Source organism: Actinoplanes hulinensis (assembly GCF_019429605.1).
In the GTDB taxonomy this organism is placed as follows: Bacteria; Actinomycetota; Actinomycetes; order Mycobacteriales; family Micromonosporaceae; genus Actinoplanes; species Actinoplanes campanulatus.
This window is the reverse complement of sequence record NZ_JAHXZI010000011.1, coordinates 278,926-302,088: the sequence shown is the minus strand read 5'-3', so window position 1 is coordinate 302,088 and position 23,163 is coordinate 278,926. Positions and strand designations below refer to the sequence as shown.

21 protein-coding genes and 1 pseudogene are annotated in these 23,163 nt (G+C 73.0%); 8 read left to right on the top strand and 14 right to left on the bottom strand.

The window, feature by feature from the left end; all coding sequences use genetic code 11:
• The first annotated feature begins 8 nt into the window (after window positions 1–8).
• Together KZ829_RS22455 and KZ829_RS22450 are read left to right on the top strand one after the other, a co-directional pair.
• Entirely contained in the window at window positions 9–482 is a 474-nt protein-coding gene (locus KZ829_RS22455; protein ID WP_246636107.1) for an NfeD family protein, read from the top strand.
• Window positions 483–1,985: a flotillin family protein gene (locus tag KZ829_RS22450; RefSeq protein ID WP_220145890.1), complete on the top strand. Its 1,503-nt coding sequence runs from the start codon at window positions 483–485 to the stop codon at window positions 1,983–1,985.
• A 16-nt stretch (window positions 1,986–2,001) separates the two neighbouring features.
• On the opposite strand, the gene KZ829_RS22445 is transcribed toward KZ829_RS22450, so the two are convergent.
• From KZ829_RS22445 to KZ829_RS22425, 6 genes and pseudogenes are all read right to left on the bottom strand, one after another.
• A complete protein-coding gene (locus tag KZ829_RS22445; RefSeq protein WP_220145889.1) occupies window positions 2,002–2,616 on the bottom strand; it encodes a hypothetical protein in 615 nt (204 codons plus the stop codon).
• Window positions 2,617–2,658: 42 nt separating this feature from the next.
• Window positions 2,659–3,807, bottom strand: coding sequence for a lipid-transfer protein (locus tag KZ829_RS22440; RefSeq protein WP_220145888.1), 1,149 nt, complete (start codon window positions 3,805–3,807; stop codon window positions 2,659–2,661).
• Window positions 3,804–4,172 carry a hotdog family protein gene (locus tag KZ829_RS43215; RefSeq protein WP_308285621.1) on the bottom strand — a complete coding sequence of 123 codons (369 nt, stop codon included), beginning with the start codon at window positions 4,170–4,172 and terminating at the stop codon, window positions 3,804–3,806. The genes KZ829_RS22440 and KZ829_RS43215 overlap by 4 nt, the downstream gene beginning before the upstream one ends.
• A pseudogene (locus tag KZ829_RS43210) lies at window positions 4,164–5,000 on the bottom strand (bifunctional MaoC family dehydratase N-terminal/OB-fold nucleic acid binding domain-containing protein); the annotation flags it as partial. The gene KZ829_RS43215 and the pseudogene KZ829_RS43210, both read right to left, overlap by 9 nt.
• Before the next feature lie 6 nt (window positions 5,001–5,006).
• Window positions 5,007–6,149, bottom strand: a complete 1,143-nt coding sequence (locus KZ829_RS22430) for an acyl-CoA dehydrogenase family protein (RefSeq protein WP_220145886.1) — start codon at window positions 6,147–6,149, stop codon at window positions 5,007–5,009.
• Window positions 6,130–7,086 carry an acyl-CoA dehydrogenase family protein gene (locus tag KZ829_RS22425; RefSeq protein ID WP_220145885.1) on the bottom strand — a complete coding sequence of 319 codons (957 nt, stop codon included), beginning with the start codon at window positions 7,084–7,086 and terminating at the stop codon, window positions 6,130–6,132. The genes KZ829_RS22430 and KZ829_RS22425 overlap by 20 nt, the downstream gene beginning before the upstream one ends.
• 102 nt (window positions 7,087–7,188) lie before the next feature.
• On the opposite strand from KZ829_RS22425, the gene kstR reads away from it, so the two are divergent.
• Window positions 7,189–7,824: a cholesterol catabolism transcriptional regulator KstR gene (gene kstR / locus KZ829_RS22420; RefSeq protein WP_204298715.1), complete on the top strand. Its 636-nt coding sequence runs from the start codon at window positions 7,189–7,191 to the stop codon at window positions 7,822–7,824.
• Between the two features lie 3 nt (window positions 7,825–7,827).
• On the opposite strand, the gene KZ829_RS22415 is transcribed toward kstR, so the two are convergent.
• On the bottom strand, window positions 7,828–8,259 hold the full coding sequence (locus KZ829_RS22415; RefSeq protein ID WP_183221916.1) for a type II toxin-antitoxin system Rv0910 family toxin: 432 nt from the start codon (window positions 8,257–8,259) through the stop codon (window positions 7,828–7,830).
• Window positions 8,260–8,296: 37 nt separating this feature from the next.
• Window positions 8,297–9,940, bottom strand: coding sequence for a 3-oxosteroid 1-dehydrogenase (kstD, locus tag KZ829_RS22410; protein ID WP_220145884.1), 1,644 nt, complete (start codon window positions 9,938–9,940; stop codon window positions 8,297–8,299).
• Between the two features lie 111 nt (window positions 9,941–10,051).
• On the opposite strand from kstD, the gene KZ829_RS22405 reads away from it, so the two are divergent.
• Window positions 10,052–10,744 (top strand): PaaI family thioesterase, encoded by a 693-nt coding sequence (locus tag KZ829_RS22405; protein ID WP_308285615.1) that lies wholly within the window; start codon window positions 10,052–10,054, stop codon window positions 10,742–10,744.
• Window positions 10,745–10,820: 76 nt separating this feature from the next.
• Here KZ829_RS22405 and KZ829_RS22400 read toward each other — a convergent pair whose 3' ends face one another.
• Together KZ829_RS22400 and KZ829_RS22395 are read right to left on the bottom strand one after the other, a co-directional pair.
• Window positions 10,821–12,038: a hypothetical protein gene (locus tag KZ829_RS22400; protein ID WP_220145882.1), complete on the bottom strand. Its 1,218-nt coding sequence runs from the start codon at window positions 12,036–12,038 to the stop codon at window positions 10,821–10,823.
• A 59-nt stretch (window positions 12,039–12,097) separates the two neighbouring features.
• A complete protein-coding gene (locus KZ829_RS22395; protein ID WP_220145881.1) occupies window positions 12,098–13,150 on the bottom strand; it encodes a pectinesterase family protein in 1,053 nt (350 codons plus the stop codon).
• Window positions 13,151–13,273: 123 nt separating this feature from the next.
• On the opposite strand from KZ829_RS22395, the gene KZ829_RS22390 reads away from it, so the two are divergent.
• The gene (locus KZ829_RS22390; protein ID WP_220145880.1) at window positions 13,274–14,824 is read left to right on the top strand and encodes a serine hydrolase domain-containing protein; all 1,551 of its coding nucleotides are present in this window, start codon (window positions 13,274–13,276) and stop codon (window positions 14,822–14,824) included.
• 132 nt (window positions 14,825–14,956) lie between these two features.
• Here the strand turns inward: KZ829_RS22390 and KZ829_RS22385 are convergent, their stop codons facing one another.
• Window positions 14,957–15,250 (bottom strand): hypothetical protein, encoded by a 294-nt coding sequence (locus tag KZ829_RS22385; protein WP_183221910.1) that lies wholly within the window; start codon window positions 15,248–15,250, stop codon window positions 14,957–14,959.
• Window positions 15,251–16,243: 993 nt separating this feature from the next.
• Between KZ829_RS22385 and KZ829_RS22380 the strand changes: the two genes are divergently transcribed.
• Window positions 16,244–17,620 (top strand): cellulase family glycosylhydrolase, encoded by a 1,377-nt coding sequence (locus KZ829_RS22380; RefSeq protein ID WP_220145879.1) that lies wholly within the window; start codon window positions 16,244–16,246, stop codon window positions 17,618–17,620.
• Between the two features lie 94 nt (window positions 17,621–17,714).
• The gene (locus tag KZ829_RS22375) at window positions 17,715–18,632 is read left to right on the top strand and encodes a replication initiation protein (RefSeq protein ID WP_220145878.1); all 918 of its coding nucleotides are present in this window, start codon (window positions 17,715–17,717) and stop codon (window positions 18,630–18,632) included.
• A 69-nt stretch (window positions 18,633–18,701) separates the two neighbouring features.
• Here KZ829_RS22375 and KZ829_RS22370 read toward each other — a convergent pair whose 3' ends face one another.
• The 3 genes from KZ829_RS22370 to KZ829_RS22360 form a co-directional block, all read right to left on the bottom strand.
• Window positions 18,702–20,315 (bottom strand): TM0106 family RecB-like putative nuclease, encoded by a 1,614-nt coding sequence (locus KZ829_RS22370; RefSeq protein ID WP_220145877.1) that lies wholly within the window; start codon window positions 20,313–20,315, stop codon window positions 18,702–18,704.
• Window position 20,316: 1 nt separating this feature from the next.
• Window positions 20,317–20,574 carry a restriction endonuclease subunit S domain-containing protein gene (locus KZ829_RS22365; protein ID WP_220145876.1) on the bottom strand — a complete coding sequence of 86 codons (258 nt, stop codon included), beginning with the start codon at window positions 20,572–20,574 and terminating at the stop codon, window positions 20,317–20,319.
• A gap of 146 nt (window positions 20,575–20,720) precedes the next feature.
• Window positions 20,721–21,704 carry a DMT family transporter gene (locus KZ829_RS22360; RefSeq protein ID WP_220145875.1) on the bottom strand — a complete coding sequence of 328 codons (984 nt, stop codon included), beginning with the start codon at window positions 21,702–21,704 and terminating at the stop codon, window positions 20,721–20,723.
• On the opposite strand from KZ829_RS22360, the gene KZ829_RS22355 reads away from it, so the two are divergent.
• Window positions 21,703–23,091: an aminotransferase-like domain-containing protein gene (locus KZ829_RS22355; RefSeq protein WP_220145874.1), complete on the top strand. Its 1,389-nt coding sequence runs from the start codon at window positions 21,703–21,705 to the stop codon at window positions 23,089–23,091. The genes KZ829_RS22360 and KZ829_RS22355 overlap by 2 nt on opposite strands.
• Window positions 23,092–23,163: the final 72 nt, after the last annotated feature.

Genomic DNA, 23,163 nt, shown 5'->3' with positions numbered 1-23,163 from the left:
TCCTGGCGATGGCGCTGCTCGGCGGCGAGGTGCTTCACTTCGGTCATCCGGAGGCGGCCGGGCCGGTGTCACTCGAGGTGGTGGCCGGTTTCGTGGGGGCGTTCGGGTTCGCCGGCGCCGCCGCCTCCGAGCTGCTCGGCGCCCGTACCCCCGCGGTGATCGCCGTGTCGATGCTGGTCGGCGCGCTCGCGGCCGTGCCCGCCGCCTGGCTCGCGTGGCGCCTGTCGCGGGCCGCGCGGAACATGCGCACCGACGCCACCCCGCAGCGGGCCCACCTGGTCGGCTCGCTCGGGGTGGTGGTCACCCCGGTGCCGGCCGGGACGGGGTACGGCGAGGTCCGGGTCCGGCTCGGCGGTCAGCCGGTGAAGCTCTACGCCCGCGCCGAGCGGGCGATTCCGGCGGGCGCCCAGATCTTCGTGATCGAGGCGCCGAGCGAGACGAGTGTCGTTGTCGAGGAAACCCCTCACAGTGGGAAGGCATAGATGTCTGGATTGTTGTACGCGATCGGCGGCGCCGTGCTGCTTGTCGTGCTTCTCGTGGTGTTCGTGCTCTCCCGGATCAAGGTGGCCGGGCCGAACGAGGCGTTCATCATCACCGGCCGCAAGGGCAAGACGACCCAGGGCCTGGACGGCACCAGCAGCACCGACATGTCCGGGCAGAAGGTCGTGATGGGCGCGTCGGTGTTCGTGCTGCCGATCGTGCAGAAGTTGCAGTCGCTGGACCTGTCCAGCCGCCGCATCGACGTGAGCATCAAGGGCGCGGTGTCCAAGCAGGGCATCCGGGCCGAGCTGCACGGTGTGGCGATCGTCAAGGTCGGCGGCACCGAGGGCGCGATCCGCGCGGCCGCGCAGCGGTTCCTGCACCAGCAGTCCGAGATCGAGGACTTCACCCGTGAGGTGCTGGCCGGTGCGCTGCGGTCGATCGTGGGCCGGCTCACCGTCGAGGAGATCATCCGGGACCGGGCGGCGTTCGCCAGCGCGGTCGCCGAGGAGGCCGAGCACTCGATGACCAACCAGGGTCTGGTGCTCGACACGTTCCAGTTGCAGGACATCCTGGCCGAGGGGTCGTACCTGCAGGATCTGGGTCGTCCGGAGGCGGCGCGCGTGCTCAAGGACGCGGCCATCGCCGAGGCCCGGGCCCGGCAGGCGGCCGAGCAGGAGCGGCTGCTCGCCGAGGAGGCGATCGCCGAGGCGAACCGGAACCTGTCGCTGAAGCAGGCCGCCATCCAGGCCGAGATCGACGCCGCGAAGGCGCAGTCGGCGGCGGCCGGTCCGCTGGCGCAGGCCGAGCGGGACCAGAAGATCCTGGCCGAGCAGCAGAAGGTGGCCGAGCAGAACGCCGAGCTCAAGCAGCGTCAGCTGGACACCGAGGTGCGCAAGCCGGCGGACGCCGAGCGCTACCGGGTGGAGCAGGAGGCCGAGGCGTCCCGCAGTGCCGCGGTGCTCCATGCGGACGCGCAGCGGCAGGCCACCATCGCGGCCGCGCAGGCGCAGGCCGAGCAGGCCCGCCTGGTCGGTGAGGGTGAGCGGGCCCGTCGTGCGGCGCTGGCCGAGGCGAACGCGATCGAGGGCGCCAAGGAGGGTGAGGCGGAGCAGCGGCGGCGTTCCGCGATCGCCGAGGCGATCGAGCGGGAGGGTGCGGCCGAGGCCGCGGCCATCCTGGCCAAGGGTCAGGCGGAGGCCGAGGCGATGGCCCGCAAGGCCGAGGCGTACGCCCAGTACGGCGACGCCGCGGTGATGGACCTGCTGGTCAAGGTGCTGCCGCAGGTGGTCGAGGCGGCCAGCGCCCCGATCGCGGGTATCGAGAAGCTGACCGTCATCTCCACCGACGGCGCGTCGTCGCTGACCAAGTCGGTGGCCAGCAACGTGGCGCAGGGCCTGCAACTGGGCACCGACCTGACCGGGATCGACCTGGCCGGGCTGCTGTCGCGGCTGGGCCCGAACGCCAACGGCGACCGGGCCGTCGAGGCGAAGCCTCAGGACTGAACCGTCACCGGGCCGCTCACTCGATCTTCAAGCACGAGGGGGATCGGGTGGCGGCCCGGTCGGTCTGGGTGAAGTCGGCGCCCTTGAGTTCGTAGCGGTAGGTGAGCTTGAGCTTCGGGCAGGCGTTGCTGTCGGTGCCACCGGTCCCGTAGGCCTGGATCGTCACGGCGCCGCCCTTGACCGACAGGCCGATCACCCACGGCTGGTCGGTGGGGCCGACGTCGGTGAGGATCGGTTTGCCGATCCGGGTCGGCTCCTCCACCGGCGACTTGCCGTCGAAGACCTCGACCGTCGACGGGAAGTAGGAGGTGGAGGCGTCGCAGGTGCGGGCGACCAGCGCGTCGGCGGTGCCGTCGCCGTTCACGTCGCCGATCGTCACGTGCTGGACGATCGGCTCCTGTTCGGCATCGGCGCACGCGGCGACGTAGTTGTCCCAGTCACCGCCGTCGCCGACCGCGGCCAGGGTGCCGGTGGGGTCCTCGGCCTCCGGCAGGTTCTCCGGCGCGACCGGGCTGGCCGTGGCGTTCGGCGCGGGACCGATCGGCGTTTCCGTGGCGCCCTTCTCGTCCGGTGTGCAGCCGGCGAGCAGGGCCAGCGCCACCAGTGAAACGGCCGCGGCTCTCTTGGACAACTCGGTCTCCCCCGTGCGTGACGTGATCTGTCGCGCCACAGCCTAGGGGGTCGCCTCCAGCAGAAGTGCGCTGGTCGGAACGCCGGTGCCGGCCGTCACGAGGACCGGTCCGCCGCCGGGGACCTGGTTGACGGCGGTGCCGCGGACCTGCCGGACCGCCTCGGCGATGCCGTTCATGCCGTGGATGTACGCCTCCCCCAGTTGTCCACCGTGCGGGTTCACCGGCAGCCGCCCGTCCAGCTCGATGCCGCCGTCGGCGATCAGGTGCCGGGCCTCGCCGGATGCGCAGAAACCCAATTCCTCCAACTGCATCAGGACGTACGGGGTGAAGTGGTCGTAGAGCATGGCGGTCCGTACGTCGGCGGGCCGGTATCCGGACTGCTCCCAGATCTGCCGCCCGGTCACCGCGATCTCCGGCAGCCCCGCCACGGTCGGCCGGTAGTAGCTGGTCATCACGAACTGCCCGGGTCCGCTGCCCTGGGCGGCGGCCGCGATCACCGCCGGCGGCCGGGGCAGGTCACGGGCCCGGTCCACGGTCGTCACCACCACGGCCACCGCCCCGTCGCTCTCCTGGCAGCAGTCGAGCAGCCGCAACGGTTCGGCGATCCACCGGGAGGCCCGATGGTCGTCGAGGGTGATCGGGCGGCCGTGGAACCACGCGTGCGGGTTGGTGGCGGCGTGCCGGCGGGCCGCGACCGTGACCCTCCCGAAGTCGTCGGTGCTCGCGCCGTGGTCGTGCAGGTAGCGGCGGGCCACCATGGCGACCTGCGCGGCCGGGGTGGCGAGTCCGGTCGGCACGTGCCAGCCGGCGTCGGTGTCCGGGGACGCGTAGGCCTGGCCGAACCGGCGGCCGGACCGCTCGTTGAGCGCGCGGTAGCAGACGACGACGTCGGCGAGCCCGGCGGTGACCGCGAGGACGGCCTGCTGCACGATCGCGCAGGCGGCGCCCCCGCCGTACCCGATCCGGGTCAGGAAGGTCAGCTCGCCGATGCCGAGTTCCCGGGCGACGGCGATCTCGCTGTTGTTGTCCATGGTGAAGGTGACCAGGCCGGAGACGTCGGCGGGCCGGAGACCGGCGTCGTCGAGGGCGGCCCGGATCGCCTCGACGGCGAGGCGCAGCTCGCTGCGGCCGGAGTCCTTGCTGAACTCGGTGGCCCCGATGCCGGCGATCGCGGCGGTTCGGCTGATCATGACGCCACCTCGACGGTTCCGCTGACGTGCACCCCGGCGGCGGTACGCCCGACGACCTCGATGCCGTGCGGGAGGACCTGCCCGGTGAAGGTGAGCGTGTCGTACGCGTGGCACGGTGTCCCGAGACGGATCCGGATGCCCCGTACCCGGGTGTCCGGGCCGAGCGCGTCGGTGACGAACCGCTGCACCAGGCCGGTCGTGGTGAGGATGTTGAGGAAGATGTCCCGGCCGCCGAGCCGGACCGCGGCGTCCCGGTCGTGGTGCACGTTCTGGAAGTCGCGGGTGGCCAGTGCCGTGCTGACGATCAGGGTGGGGGTGACCTCCAGCGCCCACGGGCCGAGCACCGGGACGTCGGGCCGCCACACCGGCAGCCCGTCGTCGAAGTGGACCCGGACCGGGTCGCCGATCTCGGGGCGGGGCCCGCGGTATTCGGCGACCACCCGGACGCCTTCGGTGAGGTCGACGAGGGCGACCGTGTAGGGGGCGCGCCTGCCGGGGACGGGTGGGTGGTGGTGCACCACGTAGCTGTGGATCCGCCCGGTTCCCTCGGCTGTCGTGTACTCCGGTTTCAGCGAGCCGCAGTGCGGGCAGGACGGGCCGGGTGGGTGGCGCATCGTTCCGCACTCGCCGCACCGCTGGATGCGCAGTTCACCCGCCGCGGCGCCCTCCCAGAAGGCGGCGTTGTCAGCGGTGATCATCGGCCGTAAAGCAATTGATCTGTCCGGTTTAGGCCCTGGCTTGTACCGCAAAATCCGGAAACGCATCTCCCCGACCGGCTCGTCCCCCACAAGCCAGGTACTGAGCGTGGTGACGAACCACCCTTCGCCGAGCGAGGTCCTCTTGGGCCCGACGACAGCCTCCAGCTGACTGCGGACCGAGACCGTCTCGCCAAGGCGCAGGGGCCGATGGTAGACCTGCTCGGAGTCGGTGGCGACGACGGCGCTGTATCCGGATTCGTCGAGCAGTTCGGACATCACCTGCAAGGGGTCGTCGACCGGAGACGGCGCGAGACCCCGCATCGTCCACACCTGGATCATCGCGGGCGGCGCGATGCCCGACCGCTCATAGGCCGGATTCCCGTCCCCCATCGCTTCCAGCCACGTGCGGATCATCGGCAGGTTCACCGGATCCCGCCCGGCCCGCGCCGGCGTCTCCCCCGCCGCGGTCAACCGCTCCACCACCTCTTCGATCATCACGACCTACCTGGGCACTCGGGGCAGGCCGAGGCCCGCGCTGGCGATGATCTCGCGCTGGATCTCGTTGACGCCGCCGCCGAAGGTCAGCACCAGGTCGCGCCGGGCGTGCAGGCCGAGCCAGTCGAGCAGGTCCGCGGTGCCCGGATCGGCCGGGTCACCGTGGCGGGCCACCAGTTCCTCCAGCTCCTGGCCGAGCCGCAGCAGGCGTTCGGAGGAGAAGACCTTGGTGGCGGAGGCGTCGGCCGGGGCCGGTTCGCCGCCGGCGATCTGCCAGTTGAGCAGTTCGTTGACACGCAGCGCCGCGTGGGTCCGGGCCAGCGCGCGGCGGACCTCCGCGATTCCCATGACCCCATGGGCGTACGCCCAATCGCGCACCCGATCGTGCAGGGCACCGATCCGCCCGGCCGGGCCGAGCATGACGCGCTCGTGGTTGAGCTGTGCGGTGAGCAGCCGCCAGCCGCCGTTCTCCGGCCCGACCCGGCGGCTGACCGGCACACGGACACCGGTGAGGTAGGTGGCGTTGACGTGGTGCGATCCGTCGCTCGTGATGATCGGCGTCCACGCGTAGCCGGGGTCGCCGGTGTCGACGATCAGGATCGACAGCCCGCGGTGACGTTCGGCGGACGGGTCGGTGCGGCAGGCCAGCCACAGGTAGTCGGCGTCGTGTGCCCCGGTGGTGAAGGTCTTCTGGCCGTCCACCACGTACTCGTCGCCGTCGCGCACCGCCCGGGTCCGCAGCGCGGCCAGATCGGTGCCGGCCTCCGGTTCGGTGTAGCCGATCGCGAAGTGCAGCTCCCCCGCCAGGATCCGCGGCAGGAAGAATTGTTTCTGCTCCTCGGTGCCGTGCGCCAGCAGGGTGGGCGCGACCGTCTGGAGCGTGACGGCGGGCAGCGGCACGTCCGCGCGGGCCGCCTCGTTGACGAGGATCTGCTGCTCGACGGGGCCGGGGCCGCTCCCGCCGTACTCGACCGGGAAGCCCAGCCCGAGCCGGCCGTCGCGGCCGAGGCGGGCCACCACGTCGCGGTAGGCGGGTCCGAGCCGTTCCCGCGCCAGCTCGCCACGCTGCGCGGGCGTCAGGACCCCGGCGAGGTACGACCGGAGCTCGTCCCGGAACGCACGCTGCTCGTCAGTCAGGTCGATGAACAAGCCGCTCCCCCAGTGTGGTCAGCCGGTGTTCGGCGCCGCCCAGGAAGCGGACCAGGTCCCGGATCAGCGTGGTGTGCCGGTGCAGCGGGTAGTCGATCGCCAGCCCGAGCCCGCCGTGCAGGTGATGGCAGGTCCGGGCGGCGGGCGGCGCCTCGGCGGTGAGCCACTGGGCGGCGACGTGCAGGTCGTCGTCGGCGTCCCGGCCGGTGCCGAGCCGCCAGGCCGCGGCGAGGGTCGCCAGGTGCAGGGTGTGGCTCGCGATGTAGACGTCGGCGATCTGCTGTGCGACCGCCTGGAAGGTGGCGAGCGGCCGCCCGAACTGCCGCCTGGTCCGCACGTGCTCGGCGGTGAGCGCCAGTGCCCCGGCCAGCGCGCCGTCACCGAGTGCGCAGGCGCAGCTCACGGCGTACCGGTGAAGGTCTTGATGGGTCTTGTCGTCGCCCAGCGGATGCGCGGCAGCCCGGTCGAGGCGCAGGATGCCGCGGTCGAGGGTGGCGCCGGGCCCGGCCGGGTCGATCGTCACGACGGCCGGGCCGGCGACCGTGACGAGCAGCCGGTCGGCGGCGGTGACCCCGGTCTTGACCCCGGTGACCGTCCCGTCCGCGAAGGTCGTCCGCGGCGCGGCCGGCAGCGGGTCACCCGGTTCGGCGACGGCGATGCCGAAGGTCCGCCCGGGCTCGTGGGCGCCGGTGAGGATCGCGACGAGGTGCCCGAGGGCGGGCAGGTCGAGGGCGCGCCGCCCGATCTCGGTGAGCACGAGGGTGGTTTCCAGGACGCCGAGGCCGGCGCCGTTGAGGCGTTCCGGGACCGCGAGGGTGAGCAGTCCGGCCTGGCCGAGGGCGGCCCATGCCTTGTCCGGATCGCCGGCGCTCCCGTCGAGCACCTCACCGGCGAGCCGGCTGATCGCCTGGTGTGACCCGTCCGGCCGAAAATCCATGACACTGATTAGAACACGTTTCAGTTTGGGCGCACCACGGTCGGGTGACACAGGGACGCAACGCGCCGTTGCTAGGCTTGATTCAGAGGCGAAAGGGCGACCATGGCAGTCACGAGAACGAGTACCACCACGGGCACCGCGCGCGGCGCGCTCACCGGCGCCGACATCGCGGGTTCGGCCGCACAGCGCGACCGGCGCCGCCGGATTCTGGAGGCCACGCTGGCGCTGGCGTCCAAGGGCGGCTACGACGCGGTGCAGATGCGCACGGTCGCCGAGCGGGCCGGGGTCGCCCTGGGCACGCTCTACCGCTACTTCCCCTCGAAGATCCACCTGCTGGTGTCGGCTCTGGCCGGCGAGTTCGAGACGATCCAGGACAAGATCGGCAAGAAGCCCGTTCCGGGTGATACGCCGTATGACCGGACGCTCTACGTCCTCGGCCGGATGACCCGGACCATGCAGCGCGAGCCGCTGCTCGCCGAGGCGATGACCCGGGCCTTCATGTTCGCCGACCCGTCGGCGAGCGCCGAGGTCAACGCGGTGGCCGGCCTCATGGAGGACATGCTGACCCGGGCCATGCACGCCGGCGACGACGGTGAGCCGACCGCCGACGACCGGGCCAAGGCGCGGGTGATCGGTGACGTGTGGCTGTCCAACCTGGTGGCCTGGGTGACCCGCCGGGCGTCGGCGAACGATGTCGTCAACCACCTCGAGCTGGCCACCCGGCTGCTGGTCCGCTGAGCGTCACCCGGCCAGGGCGGTCAGCTTCTCCAGGGCCTGCTGCGCGGCGGGCCCGGCCTGCTTCTCCAGCATGGCGGCCATCGGCCCGTTGAGCGCCGGCCCGGCGAACTCCATCTCGTAGGTGACCCGGGAACCGGCGCCCTCGGGTTCGATGACGAAGCGGTTCTTCGCCTTGACGCCCATCGGGCCGTCGCCGGCCATCTCCAGGCGGTTCGGGGCGTCCGCGGCGACGACCTTCCAGGCCATCTCGGCGGGCATGCCCATCAACTTCACCTTCTGCTTGTACGTGGTCCCCTCCGCCACGGTCGCCGGCACCTCACCGGTGAAGCCCTGGTGCATGGCGTTCCACTCGGGCGTGCGGGGCAGATCGGTGATGACCTGCCACACCTTGTCCGGCTCGGCGGTGGTGGTGGCCGAGACGCTCACCTTGGGCATGTTTCCTCCTCATCACGGGGTGGCCGCCCGGTCCTCGTCACGGTGTGGTGACCAGGTCCAGACCGGCCACGTGTCCGAAGGTCATCGCGGGTCCGAGGGTCGAGCCGGCGCCGGCGTAGCTGTGGCCCATCACGGCGGCGCTGGCGTTTCCGGCGGCGTACAGGCCGGGGATCGCCGAGCCGTCCGGGCGCACCACCCGGGCCCGGGCGTCGGTGAGCAGGCCGCCCTTGGTGCCGAGGTCGCCGGGCACGATCGTGAAGGCGTAGAACGGCGGCAGCCAGATCGGCGCGAGGCAGGGGCTGGGCGTGTTGGTGGGGTCGGCGAAGTAGGCGTCGTACGCGCTGTCGCCCCGGTGCCAGTCGGTGTCCCGGCCGGCGCGGGCCTGCGCGTTGAACCGGTCGACGGTGGCCCGCAGCGCACCGGCCGGCACGCCGATCTTCGCGGCCAGCCCGGCCAGGGTCCAGTCCTTGACCAGGGCGCCGCTCTCGTACCACTCGTCCGGGTAGGGCAGCAGCGGGGCGAGGTCCTTGAACAGGTAGCGGTTCCGGTAGTCCTGGTCGGTGATCATCCAGCAGGGGATGTGGCCCTTCTCGTACATCACGTGCACGACGTCGCTGTACGGTGCGGCCTCGTTGACGAACCGCCGCCCGGCCCGGTTGACGAAGATGGTGCCGGGCAGGGTCCGCTCGGAGAGGCAGAACCACGGCTCGCCCGGCAGCGGGATCATCGGCCCCCACCAGGCGTCGTCCATCAGCGCGAGGGCGGCCCCGGCCCGCTCGCCGGCCTCGATGCCGTCGCCGGTGTTGGAGTCCGCCCCGATCGTCCAGTCGGTGCCGATCGGCGCGGCCTGGTACTGCTTGCGCATCCGCTCGTTGTGCTCGAACCCGCCGCTGGCCATCACCACGCCGCGCCGGGCCCGGATCAGCGTCTCGGCGCCGTCACGCCGGGCCAGCACCCCGGCCACCCGGCCGTTCTCGACGTGCAGGTCGAGCAGCGGGGTGTTCAGCCAGACCGGCACACCGGCGGCGATCAGCCCGGCCCGCAGCCCACCGGCCAGCGCCTGGCCCATGGTGACCGGCTTCTGTCCCTGGGCCGCGAGCTGGAGATAGCGCCAGAGGATCTCGCTGGCCGTGGCGACGCCGCGCGGGTGGCGGGCGACCAGCGACAGCCACCTGTAGTCGATCGTGTAGACCACGGTTCCGGCGGGACTGGCCTGGTACGGCCCGTTGAGGTGGGCCAGTTCGTCGCCGAGGACGTTGGCGTCGAGGGCCCGCGGCTCGATCGAGCGGCCGTTCGGCATGCCACCGGGCAGCTCGGGATAGTAGTCCGGGTAGTCCTTCATCCAGGCGAACCGCAGCGGTGTCCAGCGTTGCAGGAAGGCGATGGTGCGCGGCCCGTTGGTGAGGAAGGCCTGCCGGCGGGCGGCCGGCACCTCGGGCCCGGCCACGGCCGCCAGGTAGGTGTCGGCCTTGCTGAACGTGTCCGGCACCCCGGCGGCGAGCAGGACGTCGTTGTTCGGCACCCAGATCCCGGCGCCGGACCGGGCCGCCGATCCACCGTAGACGGGCGCCTTCTCGATGAGAACCGTGTTCAGTCCGTTGCGGGCCGTCGTGAGGGCGGCTGTCATCCCGGCTGCGCCGGCACCCACCACGACCACGTCGTATTCCACGGTGACCGTCATGGCCTCCCCATCCGCCGAGCCGTTTACCGCTCCGCAACAACTAGAACAGGTTATAGCAGTGTGATGAGATTCACTAGGTCCGATGGGGCTGGCGTGAGGGAGCCTGACAGGGTGACCGACAGTGAGAACGGCCGCCGGCTGCACGCCGTCGACGACGCGCTGCTGCGCCGCCGCGAGGCGATCAGCGACCTGGGCGACGCGCTGCGACTGCTCATCGAGCACGCCACCGCCACCGAGGCGCCCACCGAGGAGCTGCGCCGGGCCGCCGAGCGGATCCGGCAGGCGGCCGCGCCGCTGGGCGAGCGGGCCCGCGGCCGGCACGAACCGCCGTCCGCCGACGACATGCGCGCCGGAGTGCGCCTCTACAACCCGGTGACCGGCGCGGGCAGCGCCTTCGCCCCGCCACTGGAGATCCACCAGGAGGGTGAGATCACGGTCGGCGCCTGCACGCTCGGGCTGGCCTTCGAGGGGCCGCCCAGCTATGCGCACGGCGGGGTCAGCGCCATGCTGCTCGACCAGATGCTGGGCTACGCGGCCGGCGCCTCCGGCAATCCGGGCATGACGGTCCGGCTCGACACCGGCTACCGCAGACCGGTCCCGCTGCTCACCCCGCTGCGGCTCACCGCCGAGGTGGTCGACGTGGACGGGCGCCGGGTCACCGTGGCCGGGTCGATCGCCACGGCGGCCGAGCCCGGCGAGATCCTGGTCGCGGCGACCGGCGTGTTCGTCGGTCTGCGTGCCGAGCAGGCGCGGAGGCTGTTCGGCGCGGTCGCCGGGCGCGGCGAGGAGTCACGGGCCGGATAGGTTCTGTCTCGCGGTTCGCGTGGGAGCGAGGCGAGGTCCAGGTGGCAGCCCCGCGGGAACCGCGAGACAGAACCTCCTACTCGATGACGCGGGCCTGGTGGGCGTCACGGTCGCCGGGGGCGACATCCGGATGGATCAGACCCTCGGCGTACGGGCGGGCGCGCGCCACCAGCTCCGGGGCGAGCCCGTTACGGGTCGCGAGCAGGTCCACCCAGCCCGGCAGCAGCGCGAGAATCGGGCCGGCCTCGTCGCCGTACTCCTCGCCGATCTGCTGGGCCACGTAGGCGACCCGGTGCGGTGAGCAGCCGAGCGCCAGCGCGGGAACGTCCAGCGGCCAGGCGTCGAGCACCGCGCCGGCCTCGTCCTGGGCGTCCGGCCACCGGCGCATCCACTCGGCGGCCAGCTCCGGCAGATCCGCCCGGTCGCGCGGGACCGGGTGCCGCGGCAGCGACGCGACGACCGTCTCGGCCAGGCGGCGGCAGCGCAGGTACTCGGCGTGCTGCTCGACCGACTCGCCGCCCGGCGCGGTCAGCCCGGACAGTGCGGGCAGCACGTCCTTGAGCAGTTCGGGGTCGCCGGCCGCGCGCCACGACGTGCCGCCCGCCGCGACCGGGCCGACGCCGACCTGCCACGCGGCCAGGGCCTCCTCGGGTGAGGCGTAGAAGCCGGCGTGCACCGGGAGCGGGGTGATCGTGCACGTGTCGACGTCCCAGAGGTACCAGCGCACCGGTGCGTCCGGCACGGCGAACGGCGCCACCACGGCGAAGCGGGTGCCGTACCGGTCGGGGGTCCACAGCACCGGGCCGCCTAGCGCCGGGCCGGGTGCCGCAAGGCCGGTCCGCTCACGCAGCGGCGACGGCAGGATCGCGGTGACGGCGGCGCGCACCCGGTCGGCGCCCGTGTCGGCGACCGCGTCGGCCAGCGCCTCGGCGAAGTGCTCCGGCCCGATGTGGTCGTCGCTCTTGGCGAGCAGCTCGTCCAGGTGCCCGCTCCCGGCGGCCGCGAGCAGCTCGGCGGTATCGGCCGGGGTGCGGTCCGCGAGCTCCGTGAGCAGCGGGCCGAGCCGGAGACACAGCTCGTCCTCCAGGGCGGTGCCGGTGGCCGGTGACTCCCGCAACGACTCGGCCAGGGCCCGGGCGTGTGGCCGGGCCGCCTCCACCCGGCGGGTGAACGCCTCCGTCCAACCGGAGACCATGTTGGACAGGGACACCCTCCGGGTGTGGTCGCGCCGACGGCTCGCCCTGGCTGCCGCCGCCGATTTCTGGGACTTCTTGCGCTTACGAGAGACCGGCACGGGCCGAGAATATGTGGCCGTCTCTGTCCCGGCCCGCCGTCGTCACCCGCACGGGCGGTTCAGCACCGCTCCGGGGCCCAGTCGTCACCGCCCCGCAGGAACGCCGCGGCGGTGTACTCCCCGGCCTGCTCGGCGGTCAGCTGCGGCCGGTTCGCCGAGACGATCGCGCCCGGCCCGGCGTTGCGGTGCTCGAAGAACCGCGCCTCTTCCCACGGCCAGGCGCCGAAGTCGCTCCAGGCGACGTCGGGGATGTGCGCGCCGATCCAGGACTCCCGGATGATCGTCTGGCCGATCGCGTTCGGGTCGTTGCCGGGATGCCACGGACGGCCCAGCAGGACGGTCCCGGCCGGGGCGTCCGAGGTGAACCGGCTGCGCTGGAAGAGCAGCCCGTACGGGTTGGTGATGTCGGTGCTCGGCGCGGTGACGTATCCGTTCGGGGTGCTGCCGCGGTTCAGCGAGTGGATCCGGCAGCGGTCGAAGACGGCGGTGGCCCGGCCGAAGATGAAGTCGACATCGCCCTCCACATAGCAGTCGCGCAGGTAGGCCCGGGCGACCACACCGGCCGCGCTGCTGTTCACGTACAGGGTGTCCTGGTTGGCCAGGAACCGCACCCGGTCGAAGATCAGCCGGTCGGCGCGGGTCAGCACCGCCACCGCCTGCCGGTTGGTGATCTCCGGGTGGGCGGCCTCGTCGAAGAGGTTCGCGAAGGTCAGGTTCACGGCCCGGAAGTCGGCGCCGCTGACGGTGACCGAGGCGCTGCCGGAGGTGCCCCAGGGCGTGCCGTCCGGCTTGAGGGTGCCGTTGGCGCGGTCGTCGGCGATCACGACGTCGTCCGGGCGGCGGCCGAGGCCGCGCAGCTCCAGGAACGGCTTCGTGGCGGGGACGACGACCTGGCCGAGGTAGGTGCCGGGGCGCACGCCGATGACGAACGGCTCGGTCGCCCCGGCCGGGGCCGCGTCGATCGCGGCCTGGATGCCGGTGTGGTCGCCGCTGCCGTCGACGGCGACTGTCAGGTCCGGTCGACGGCCGCCCGCGAGGGCCGGGGTGGTGGTCAGGCCGGTCGCCACGATGCCGAGGCCGGAGGACATGCCGAGGAAGGTACGCCGACGCATACCACAACTCCTTGATGAGGGGATTGCGCTGGGGGAAAGCGCTTTCCTGGACACCGTAGACGGGTCGCCGGGTGACGTCAACGAAATCTTCCTGTGAGTGACAGGCGTGGATACAGTGGCGTGATGGTCGAACCGATCTCCCGCCGGTCCCTGCTGCGCACCGCGGCGGCCGGCGCCGCGGCGGTCACCACCGGAGCCGCCGCCTCGCCCGCGATCGCCGCCGCGCCGGCCGCCCCCGGGACCCGGGTTCCCGCCGCGGTCCGTGAACTCCTGGAGAAGATCCGGGCCGGCATGGCGGCGTACCGGATTCCCGGCGTCGCCTACGGCCTCTACCACCAGGGCCGCGAATACGTCGGCGGCTTCGGCGTGACCGACGTGGCCGCGCCCGCGCCGGTCGACGGCGACACCGTCTTCCGGATCGCGTCCACCACCAAGACCTTCACCGGTACGGCCGTGATGCGGCTGGCCGAACGCGGGCGGCTCGACCTCGATCGCGCCGTCCGCGCCTACCTGCCCGGCTTCCGGACCACCACCTCCCCCGGGGTCACCGTGCGGCAGGTCCTCAACCACAGCGCCGGCTGGCTCGGCGACGTCTTCACCGACACCGGCAGCGGCGACGACACCCTCGAGAAGTACGTGGCGGCCCTGGAGACGGTGCCGCAGCTCACCCCGCCCGGTGCCGTGATGGCGTACAACAACGCCGCCATCGGCCTCGCCGGCCGGCTCATCGAAGTGACCACCGGCGCCGTCTACGAACGCGCCCTGCGGTCCCTGGTCCTCGACCCGCTCCGGCTGCGGGGCACCGCGTTCACACCGGACGAACTGGCAGGCGCCGCGGTGGCCGTGCCACACGGCGCCGACGCGTCCGGCGACCCGGTGCCGGTGCCGGAGGCGCTGGCCATCCCGCGCAGCCTGCACGCGGCCGGCGGCCTCTACTCCACGGCCCGCGACCAGCTGCGCTGGGCACGCCTCCACCTCGGCGACGGCGACCCGCTGCTCACCCGGCGCTCACTGCGGGCCATGCGGTGGCGGCCCGGCCCCGGCGGCACCCTGTTCGTCGAGGTCGACGGCTTCGGCGTCACCTGGATGCTGCGCCCCACCGCCGAGGGCCCGCGCGTCGTCCAGCACGGCGGCGACCTGCCCGGCCAGCACTCCGGCTTCCTGCTCGTACCGGAACGCGGCCTCGCCCTCACCGTCCTCACCAACTCGGAGAGCGGCCCGGCCCTGCTCGCCGAACTGTTCGCCGACGACTGGGCGCTGACCCGCCTGGCCGGCCTGCACAACCTGCCGGCCACCCCGCGCTCGCTGACCCCCGCCCAACTGGCCGAGTACGAGGGCCGTTACGTGGCCGAGCAGATCGGCTTCGCCGGCGAGCACGCGTCCATCGCACTCGACCTGGTCGCCGCGGACGGCCGACTGAGCGGCCGCGCCGACGGCGCCGAGGCGATGGTGCTGCCGTTCTACCGCCGCGACCACGTGCTGGTGTGGGCCCCCGACGGCACCGACGCGCACACCCGGGCCGACTTCGTCCGCGACCCGGACGGCTCGGTCGGCTGGCTCCGCTTCAGCGGCCGCCTCTTCCGGCGCACCCCGCCCGGCACGGCCGGCTTCCACGCCACCGGCCACACGCCGGCGCTGCTACCCGTCACCCTGCCCCACCCGTCCCACCGCTGACACGCCCCTACCCGCCCCGCCCCGGCGCGGCCCGGCACGGCCGAAGCGGTGCGGCCGGTGGGCTGGCGCGGTCCAAAGATGGGGACTGCTCAGCGGCGGCGCCACGGTCGGCTCATCCCGCACGGCCTGCGGTCAGTAGTTCTCGCCGGTCTGCTGCCGGCGCTGGAGGCGGCGTTCCTCCAGCTTGCGCCAGCGGTTGTAGACCAGGACCGCGGCCTCGACCGGCTCCGGCGCGCAACCGGCCTCCCACTGCCGCGGCAGGAACGACTCGGCGCCCAGCCACAGCAGGTCGCTCATCGGAACCGTGCCGCCGTTCATCCGCATCAGCTCCTCCGCCACCTGAACCGCGTGATCACTGCGACGCCACATCTCGAGGCTGGAGCTGCCGTGCGTCAGCTCGTCGTGGTCGTCCGGATGGAGATCCATGTGCGCGTTCGTCCTTCATAGCTGCGTCTTCGCAGGTCAGCGGGGGTGAATGCGTCACTCTGGTGCGCTGCCGACGATCCTGTCAAGGCCGCTCGGACGAAGATCACGCCAATACTGGGGCATATCGGTCACTCCGCCGAAAGCCACGCCGGGCCGTTGGGTCGCGGCCGGCTTCCCAGCCCCGCATAGCCTGCTCACGGCCGCGCGGCCCGTCACGCCGGGTGGGCGGTCATGGATTCCGGCGAGGCAGGCGCACACCATCCTGGACCTGCGGGCACCTACATGGCCTATGACCTCGGCGGGTGCTCACGCAGTGCCTTCCGTGTGCGCCCGCCCGTTCCCGCCGCTCCCGCCGTGTGCGCCTGCCCGTTCCCGCCGCTCCCGCCGTGTGCGCCTGCCCGCACTTGGCGATCGATCATGTGCGCCCACCCGGAGCGGAGGACCGTAACCCGCCCGCTAACCACGACGGGCGTTACGGCCGCGGGCCGGCGGTGTGCGTACTCGGGAGCCAACCGGACCCGCTCAGCGCAGGCGAGGAGGTGGCCCGGCCGGCCGTGGGGGCTGTTTGAACGCGTTTAAAACAGCCCCTACAACCAGCCGAGACCACGACTCGACCCGGCGGCCGCGGCACAAGCGCGCGTGGCCACGGGATCGCGAAAGTGAGCGGGCAGCCACACCCGGCGACCGCGACACAGGCGCGAGTGGGTAGCGGGATCGCGAGAGTGAGCGGGCAGCCATACCCGGCGGCCGCGGCACAGGCGCGAGTGGCCGCGGGATCGCGAGAGTGAGCGGGCAGCCACGCCCGGCGCGGGCGGCACGGGCGCGAGTGGGCAGCGGATCGCGTGAGCCGGCGGGACGGCCGGGATTCGGCGGGGGCGGGAATGCCCGTACCGGAAAGGAAAGGGTGAGCGGGAACGGCCAGGCGTTGACAAGTGTGAATTCCGGGAGACAGATTGGGAGCGCTCCCAATCCTCCGTCCCCTGGAGACCAAGCATGAAACGCATCCCCCGAGTCACCTGGTGGGCCAGCGTCGTGGCGGCGCTCTGTGCCGGCTTCGCGGCGGTGGCCGTGGCCCAGCCGGCGCAGGCGGCCACCGGGTTCACCGTGTCCGGCACGCAGATCCTGGAGGGCAACGGCACGCCGTTCGTGATGCGTGGCGTCAACCACGCGCACACCTGGTACACGAGTCAGCTCGGCTCGCTGGCGAACATCAAGGCGCTCGGCGCGAACACCGTCCGGGTGGTGCTGAGCAGCGGCAACCGGTGGACCAGGAATGACGCGGCGGACGTCGGCAACGTCATCGCCCAGTGCAAGGCCAACAGGTTGATCTGTGTGCTGGAGGTGCACGACACGACCGGGTACGGCGACGAGGGCGCCGCCGCGACGCTGGCGCAGGCCGCCGACTACTGGGTCTCGATCAAGAGCGCGCTGGACGGCCAGGAGAACTACGTCATCCTGAACATCGGCAACGAGCCCTACGGCAACACCAACCCCGCGGGCTGGGTGGCCGACACCAAGAACGCGATCACGCGGCTGCGGGCGGCCGGGTTCGCGCACCAGATCATGGTCGACGCACCGAACTGGGGCCAGGACTGGTCGTTCACCATGCGGGACAACGCGGCGTCGGTGTTCGCCGCCGACCCGAACCGCAACACCGTCTTCTCGGTGCACATGTACGGCGTGTTCGACACGGCCGCCGAGATCACCGACTACCTCAACCGGTTCCGGACCGCCGGGCTGCCGCTGGTGATCGGCGAGTTCGGGCACAACCACTCGGACGGCGACCCGGACGAGGACACCATCCTGGCCACCGCGCAGCAGCTCGGCGTCGGCTATCTGGGCTGGTCGTGGAGCGGCAACGGGGGCGGCGTCGAGTACCTCGACATGGTCACCGGCTTCGACCCCAATCAGCTCACCTCGTGGGGCCAGCGGCTGTTCAACGGGGCGAACGGGATCAAGGCCACTGCCAAGCAGGCGACGATCTTCGGTGCGCAGCCGTCGACCTCGCCGTCGAACTGGCCGCCGTCGGACCCGCCGCCGTCCTCCCCGTCGTCGTCCGCGCCCACCGGCGCCTGCACCGCCACCTACCGGGTGACCAATGCGTGGCCGGGCGGGTTCCAGGGCGACGTCACGGTCAAGGCGGGCAGCGCCGCGATCACCGCGTGGACGGTGAGCTGGACCTGGCCGAACGGGCAGCGGTTCACCAACACGTGGAGCGCGACGGTGACCACCTCCGGTGAGACGGTCACCGCGAAGAACGCCGCCTGGAACGGCCGCCTGGCCGCCGCGGCCACCACGAACTGGGGATTCACCGGCACCTTCACCGGCGCCAACACCGCCCCGGCGACGGTGACCTGCACCGCCTCCTGAACCCGGGTGCCGCTCATCGACCTGAACGGTGGGCGGCACCCATTCTCGAAGATCACTCGTTCACCGCAGAGGAACTTCCCCTCGGGAGGACGATGTGAGTTTCTCGTTCCGGCACGGCGACGTCGCCGTCCACATCACCGTCGAGCCGGAGACCGGCGCGCACAGCGGATGCCGCCTGCCCGGCTCCGCCGGATCGTCCGGCGAGACGATCCTCTACCCACCGCTGCACGCCGACCTGGTGCTGCCCGACACCGACCCCGGCGACAGCGAGCTGCACTACCGGCCCGGCCTCGGCAGCTGGCGGTCCGGCCTCAGCGAGGGCGAGTTCGCGCGTTACGCCGGCGTCCCGTACGGGCTGCTCGGCCGCCACCTGGTGATGTTCCTGTGCACCGAGGCGTTCCGCTGCCGCAGCCGCACCATCACGTTCCAGCCGCACCGGCTCTACGCGTTCCTGGCCGGCCTCGGCTCGCTCTCCGAGTCGACCGTCCGCGGCGGCTGGTTCACCGAACTGGAGGATCAGCTGCACCGCACGCTGCGGCACGGCTGGGTCAACGAGGGGACCGGCGGCTCGGGGTTCCTGGTCAGCGGCCGCAGCCGGCAGACCCACGGCTTCCTCGACTCGGCGTCGGAATGCCCGCCGGTGATCACCCTGGAGGCCGAGTTCGCCAAGTCGGCGCTGCGCTGGATCCCGCTCGACGCCGACACCGTACGCACGCTGGGCCGCCACTCGTGCCTCGCCCTGGACGTCTACATCTGGCTCACCCTGGTCGGCACGTACCTCGACGACGCCCGCCAGTTCCCCTGGCCGTCGCTGCTCGCCCGGTTCGGCGCGGCGGGTGAGGACCAGGCCGCCTTCCGCTCCCGCTTCGAGGACTGCCTCAACGACATCCGCAGGGTCACTCCCCTGCCGCCGGTCACCGCCGACACCCCGGGCATCGAGATCCGCCCGGCGTCGTCGTGCGTCGGCTCCTTCCACCGCGCGTGGCCCCTCCCCCGCCCGGTCCAGGCATGATCCGCGTCCGGCCGGCCGTGGGGGCTGTTTGAAACGCGTTCGAACAGCGCCCACAGCCAGCCGAAGGGGTCAAGAGCGCAACCAGGTGCGGACGGCGAGGGTGGCCCGGACGTCGTCCTCGTTGTAGGTCAGGAGGCGGGCGGCGGCCGACGGGTCGCCCCGGCGGGCGGCGGCGTGCCAGGACTGGGACTGGAGGCCGCCCGGGTCGGGGTCGCGCCAGGTGTGGCCGGGGCCGTGGGTGGCCATCGCCTTGAGGCCGTGGCCGGCGCGGGAGTCCACGGTGGCGCGGACCAGTGGCAGCAGGTCGATCCAGCGGTCCGGGCCGGCGGGGCCGGACGGCAGGGGCGGGAAGCGGCGGGCCTGGCGGGGCTCGGGGGTGCCGTAGTGGAAGACCAGCAGGTCGGGTGTGCCGGCGGCCAGGGCGGTGAGACGGTCGAGACAGCGGCGGGCGAGGAGTTCCTCGTCCCGGTCGGTGGTCACCCGCGGGTCGAAGAACGCCTCGTAGCGGCTCGCGCCGTTCGACGTGATCAACAGGCCCCACAGGTAGACGCGGTCGTCGGCGCCCCATTCGATGTCGATGTCGACCTCGACGGCGGCCCGGGGGACGTCGGCCCGTTCGCGGCGGCGCACGATCAGGCCGTCGGCGGCCAGGCGGGCGGCGGTCACCGCCTTGCGGAGGCGGAAGGCGCGGGTGCGCAGGTGCGGGACCTCGGTGCCGTACATGCCGGTGAGCAGGGTCTCCGGGTCGCCGGCGGCCAGGTCTGCCACGGTGTGCACGCCGGCCGCGCGCAGGGCCAGGTATTCGCGGGCGCTGAGGGCGCCGCGGAGGACGGCGCTCACGTCCGTACCGGGAAGGGTGTCGACACAGACCGGCGACCAGCGGCAGGTGGCGCACTCGGCCTGACCGATCGGATCGACCAGCGGAAGCGGGTCGCCGGCGGCGCCGGTGCGGTGACGTGCCACGTCGGCGACCCGGCGGCGGAACCCGTGTTCGTGGTCGTAGCGTTCCAGGGCGCTGCGGGTGGCGACGCCGGTGGTCCGGGAGAAGGTACGGAAGGCGGGGGCCGTCAGGTCGTACCAGACGAGAAGCGGGTCGCCGGGGCGGTCGTCGCCGCAGATCGCGCCGCGCGGGTGGGTGGCCTGGTGGCCGCACGCCTCCAGCATCCGCCAGTAGTGGGCCAGCTGGAGCAGGTCCTCCTCGCGCTGTCGCGCGCCGCCGTCCGGCAGCGCCACGGCGTCCTCGAAGGACGGCGCCTTGAGGGTGCTGGCCAGGGCGTTGTCGTACTTGCGGTCGAGGACGTGGTGGGCCTTGATGTCGGCCGGGTGGTAGCCGCCGCCGGTGTCGCGGAGCAGGATGTCGGGCTTGCCGGTGCGGCCGCCGGCGACGTCGTCGGGGAGCCGGCCACCGACGATGACGGCCGCGCCGGCCCGCATGGCGCCGATGGTGGCGCCGATGTGGACGCGTTTGTCGCCGTCGAGGTCGCGCAGGTCGACGTAGCCGGGCAGGTTCAGTGCCGGCCAGGCGGTGAGGACCTCGGTCTCGAAGTCGACGCCGGTGTCGTAGAGGGCCTGCAACTCGGGTGCGACCGGCAGCGCGGGGCGGGGGACGGTCGGGTCGTAGTCGTTGTGTACGGCGCGCGGGCAGGACTTGGCCGCGTAGCCGCCGAGCAGGACCGGCCGCAAGTCAGGGCCGCTCTTCGGGGCGCAGGGTGCCGCCGGTGAGGCCGTCGCGGGCGCGGGCGACGGCGTCGAGGCCGAGCGTGCTCAGTTCACGCGGGGCCTTCTCCGCGTCGTCCAGGGCACGGAAGGCGGCGCCGTAACGGCGCTGTTCCTCGAGGTCCATCTGCGGAACGCGGGAACCGCGGATGTCCGTCCGGAACGTTCCGCTGCCGCTGGTGTTGCGCGCGGAATTGGCGAAGCCGCGCAGATAGTCGGTGTCCAACGGTGATCTCGGAGAGGGCGAAGAGGGCGTTGCGGCCGCCGCCGACCGGTTCGGGGAAGTCGGCATGCCGTCGCCGTCAGTTGGAGACCGCGGCGCGGGTCACGCCGGCCAGGCGTGCCACCTCCGCGGCGGAGATGAGCCGGCCGTCAGCGCCTGAGGTGGGACCCGTCACGGGCCGACCCTACACGTTGACCAGTGTTCTCATGGCGACGGCGCATAACGGTGTCAACACATCCCGGCCGGTCCTGGCCGCGGGTCCGCTGGGTCAGGACCACACAGACCAGTACGGCCAGGGCCGCGACCACGGCCGACGGCGCCAGGTGCTCGCCGAGCAGCAGGGCGGACCAGAGCAGGGTCAGGATCGGCTGGGCCAGCTGGATCTGGCCGACCCGGGCGATGCCGCCCCGGGCCAGGCCCGCGTACCAGGCGAAGAACGCCAGGAACATCGAGATCACCGTGAGGTACGTGAAAGCCGTCCACGCCGTGGGACCGGCCTGCGGTGGATGACGCCACACGGCGGCCAGGGTGAGCGGGACGGTCACCGGCAGGGCCACGAGCAGGGCCCAGCAGATGGTGCGGGCGCCGCCCAGCTCCCGGGAGAGGGCGCCGCCCTCGGCGTAACCGAGACCGCACAGGGCGATGGCCGCCAGCAGGTACAGGTCGGGGGTGGACAGTGTGCCGTGGACGGTTCCGCTGACGGCCAGGAAGGTCAGGACGGCCAGCAGCCCGGCGCCGCCGGCCAGCCAGAACGCGGGTGGTGGGCGCTCGCCGGCCCGCAGGACGGCCAGCACCGCGGTGGTGGCAGGAAGCAGGGTGACGACCACGGCGCCGTGCGAGGCGGTCTCGCTCGTCAGCGCCAGCGAGGTGAACAGCGGGAACCCGGCCACGACCCCGGCCGCCACGACGGTGAGCCGCCGCCACTGGGCCGCGGTGGGCCGGGGCGCCCGGGTGAGCCACAGGTAGGCCGCGGCGAGAACGGCCGCGCCGACCGCCCGGCCGAACGCCACGAACCACGGGTCCAGCTCCTGCACCGCCACCCGGGTGGCCGGCAGGGACAGGCTGAAACCGAGCACTCCCAGGGCTCCGGCCGTTATCGCCCCGGCGACAGTAGCGTTACTCTTGTCCGTCATGGGTAACAGTAACGCAGCCGACCGGGTCGTCCAAGATCTACGAGTGCTGGCGGGCACCGCCGCACCCGGGACGCGACTGCCGTCGGTGCGTGAGCTGACCGTCCGGCATCAGGCGTCCCCGGTCACCGTCGCCGCGGCGATTCGGCAGCTCGTGGTGGAAGGACTGGTGGAGACCCGGTCCGGGCGGGGCACCTTCGTGGCGGCCCGCCCCGGCCCGGCCGCGGCGCCCGACCTGTCCTGGCAGACGGTGGCGCTGGGCCCCCGGCGGTTCGGTGAGGAGGAGATGCAGGCGTTACTGGCGTTACCGCCCTCCGGTGCGATCCCGCTGTCCGGTGGTTACCTGGACGCCGATCTGCAACCGGCCGCCGCGCTCGGGGCGGCGCTGGCCCGGGCCGCCCGTCAGCCGGCCGCGTGGCAGCGGGGGCCGGCCGAGGGCCGGGAGGATCTGCGGGCCTGGTTCGCGCGGGAGGCCGGTGGCGGGCTGCGCGCCGACGACATGGTGATCTGCCCGGGCGGTCAGGCGGCGCTGTCGTCGACGTTGCGGGCGCTGACCGGGCCGGGCGACACCCTGCTCGTCGAGTCGCCCACCTATCTCGGGGCGCTGGCCGCCGCCCACGCCGCCGGGCTGCGCGCGGTGCCGGTGCCGGCCGACCACGACGGGGTGCGGCCCGACCAGCTGGCGGCCGCGTTCGCCCGCACCGGGGCGCGGTTGTTCTACTGCCAGCCGCTGTTCGCGAACCCGACCGGCGCGACCCTCTCCCCCGCCCGGCGGCCGGAGGTGCTCGCCGCCGTCCAGGACGCCGGGGCGTTCCTGATCGAGGACGACTACGCCCGTGATCTGGCCATCGACGGCGATCCGCCCGCTCCGCTGGCGTCGGCCGACCCGCACGGTCACGTCATCCACCTGCGGTCGCTGACCAAGTCGGCGGCGCCCGGGCTGCGGGTCGCCGGGCTCGGCGCACGTGGTCCGGCGGGCGCCCGGCTGCGGGCCGCCCGGCTGCTCGACGACTTCTTCGTGTCCGGGCCGCTGCAACAGGCCACCGTGGAGTTCGTGACCAGCCCGGCGTGGGGACGGCATCGCCGTGGGCTGCGGGCCGAGCTGGGGAACCGGCGGGCGGCGCTGCTCGGCGCGCTGCGGCGGCATCTGCCCGGCCTGGTGCCGCCGGTGATCCCGCGTGGGGGCCTGCATCTGTGGGTGCGGCTGCCGGACGGCGCCGACGACGTGGCGGTGGCCTCGGCCGCCGCTGCCGCCGGGGTGATCGTCTTCCCCGGGCGGGCCTGGCACGCGGCCGAGCCGCCCGGGCCGTTCCTGCGGCTCACCTATGCGGCCACCGGGGCGGAGACGATGGACGAGGCCGTCCAGCGCCTCCGCCGGGTGTTGCTCTGAGCCGGAGTGGGCAGGTAAGCCCGGCGGGCGCGGCAGACGCTCTCGTCGCAGCGGCTCGCGGGGCAGGGCGGT

Bases quoted from the DNA above. Each gene is read 5' to 3' on its own strand.
- KZ829_RS22360 (WP_220145875.1), bottom strand. From the start codon at position 21,704: ATGACGGACAAGAGTAACGCTACTGTCGCCGGGGCGATAACGGCCGGA.
- kstD (WP_220145884.1), bottom strand. From the start codon at position 9,940: ATGACGGTCACCGTGGAATACGACGTGGTCGTGGTGGGTGCCGGCGCA.
- KZ829_RS22425 (WP_220145885.1), bottom strand. From the start codon at position 7,086: ATGGATTTTCGGCCGGACGGGTCACACCAGGCGATCAGCCGGCTCGCC.
- KZ829_RS22390 (WP_220145880.1), top strand. From the start codon at position 13,274: ATGGTCGAACCGATCTCCCGCCGGTCCCTGCTGCGCACCGCGGCGGCC.
- kstR (WP_204298715.1), top strand. From the start codon at position 7,189: ATGGCAGTCACGAGAACGAGTACCACCACGGGCACCGCGCGCGGCGCG.
- KZ829_RS22450 (WP_220145890.1), top strand. From the start codon at position 483: ATGTCTGGATTGTTGTACGCGATCGGCGGCGCCGTGCTGCTTGTCGTG.
- KZ829_RS22380 (WP_220145879.1), top strand. From the start codon at position 16,244: ATGAAACGCATCCCCCGAGTCACCTGGTGGGCCAGCGTCGTGGCGGCG.
- KZ829_RS22355 (WP_220145874.1), top strand. From the start codon at position 21,703: ATGGGTAACAGTAACGCAGCCGACCGGGTCGTCCAAGATCTACGAGTG.
- KZ829_RS22440 (WP_220145888.1), bottom strand. From the start codon at position 3,807: ATGATCAGCCGAACCGCCGCGATCGCCGGCATCGGGGCCACCGAGTTC.
- KZ829_RS22395 (WP_220145881.1), bottom strand. From the start codon at position 13,150: ATGCGTCGGCGTACCTTCCTCGGCATGTCCTCCGGCCTCGGCATCGTG.
- KZ829_RS22455 (WP_246636107.1), top strand. From the start codon at position 9: ATGGCGCTGCTCGGCGGCGAGGTGCTTCACTTCGGTCATCCGGAGGCG.
- KZ829_RS22385 (WP_183221910.1), bottom strand. From the start codon at position 15,250: ATGGATCTCCATCCGGACGACCACGACGAGCTGACGCACGGCAGCTCC.
- KZ829_RS22415 (WP_183221916.1), bottom strand. From the start codon at position 8,259: ATGCCCAAGGTGAGCGTCTCGGCCACCACCACCGCCGAGCCGGACAAG.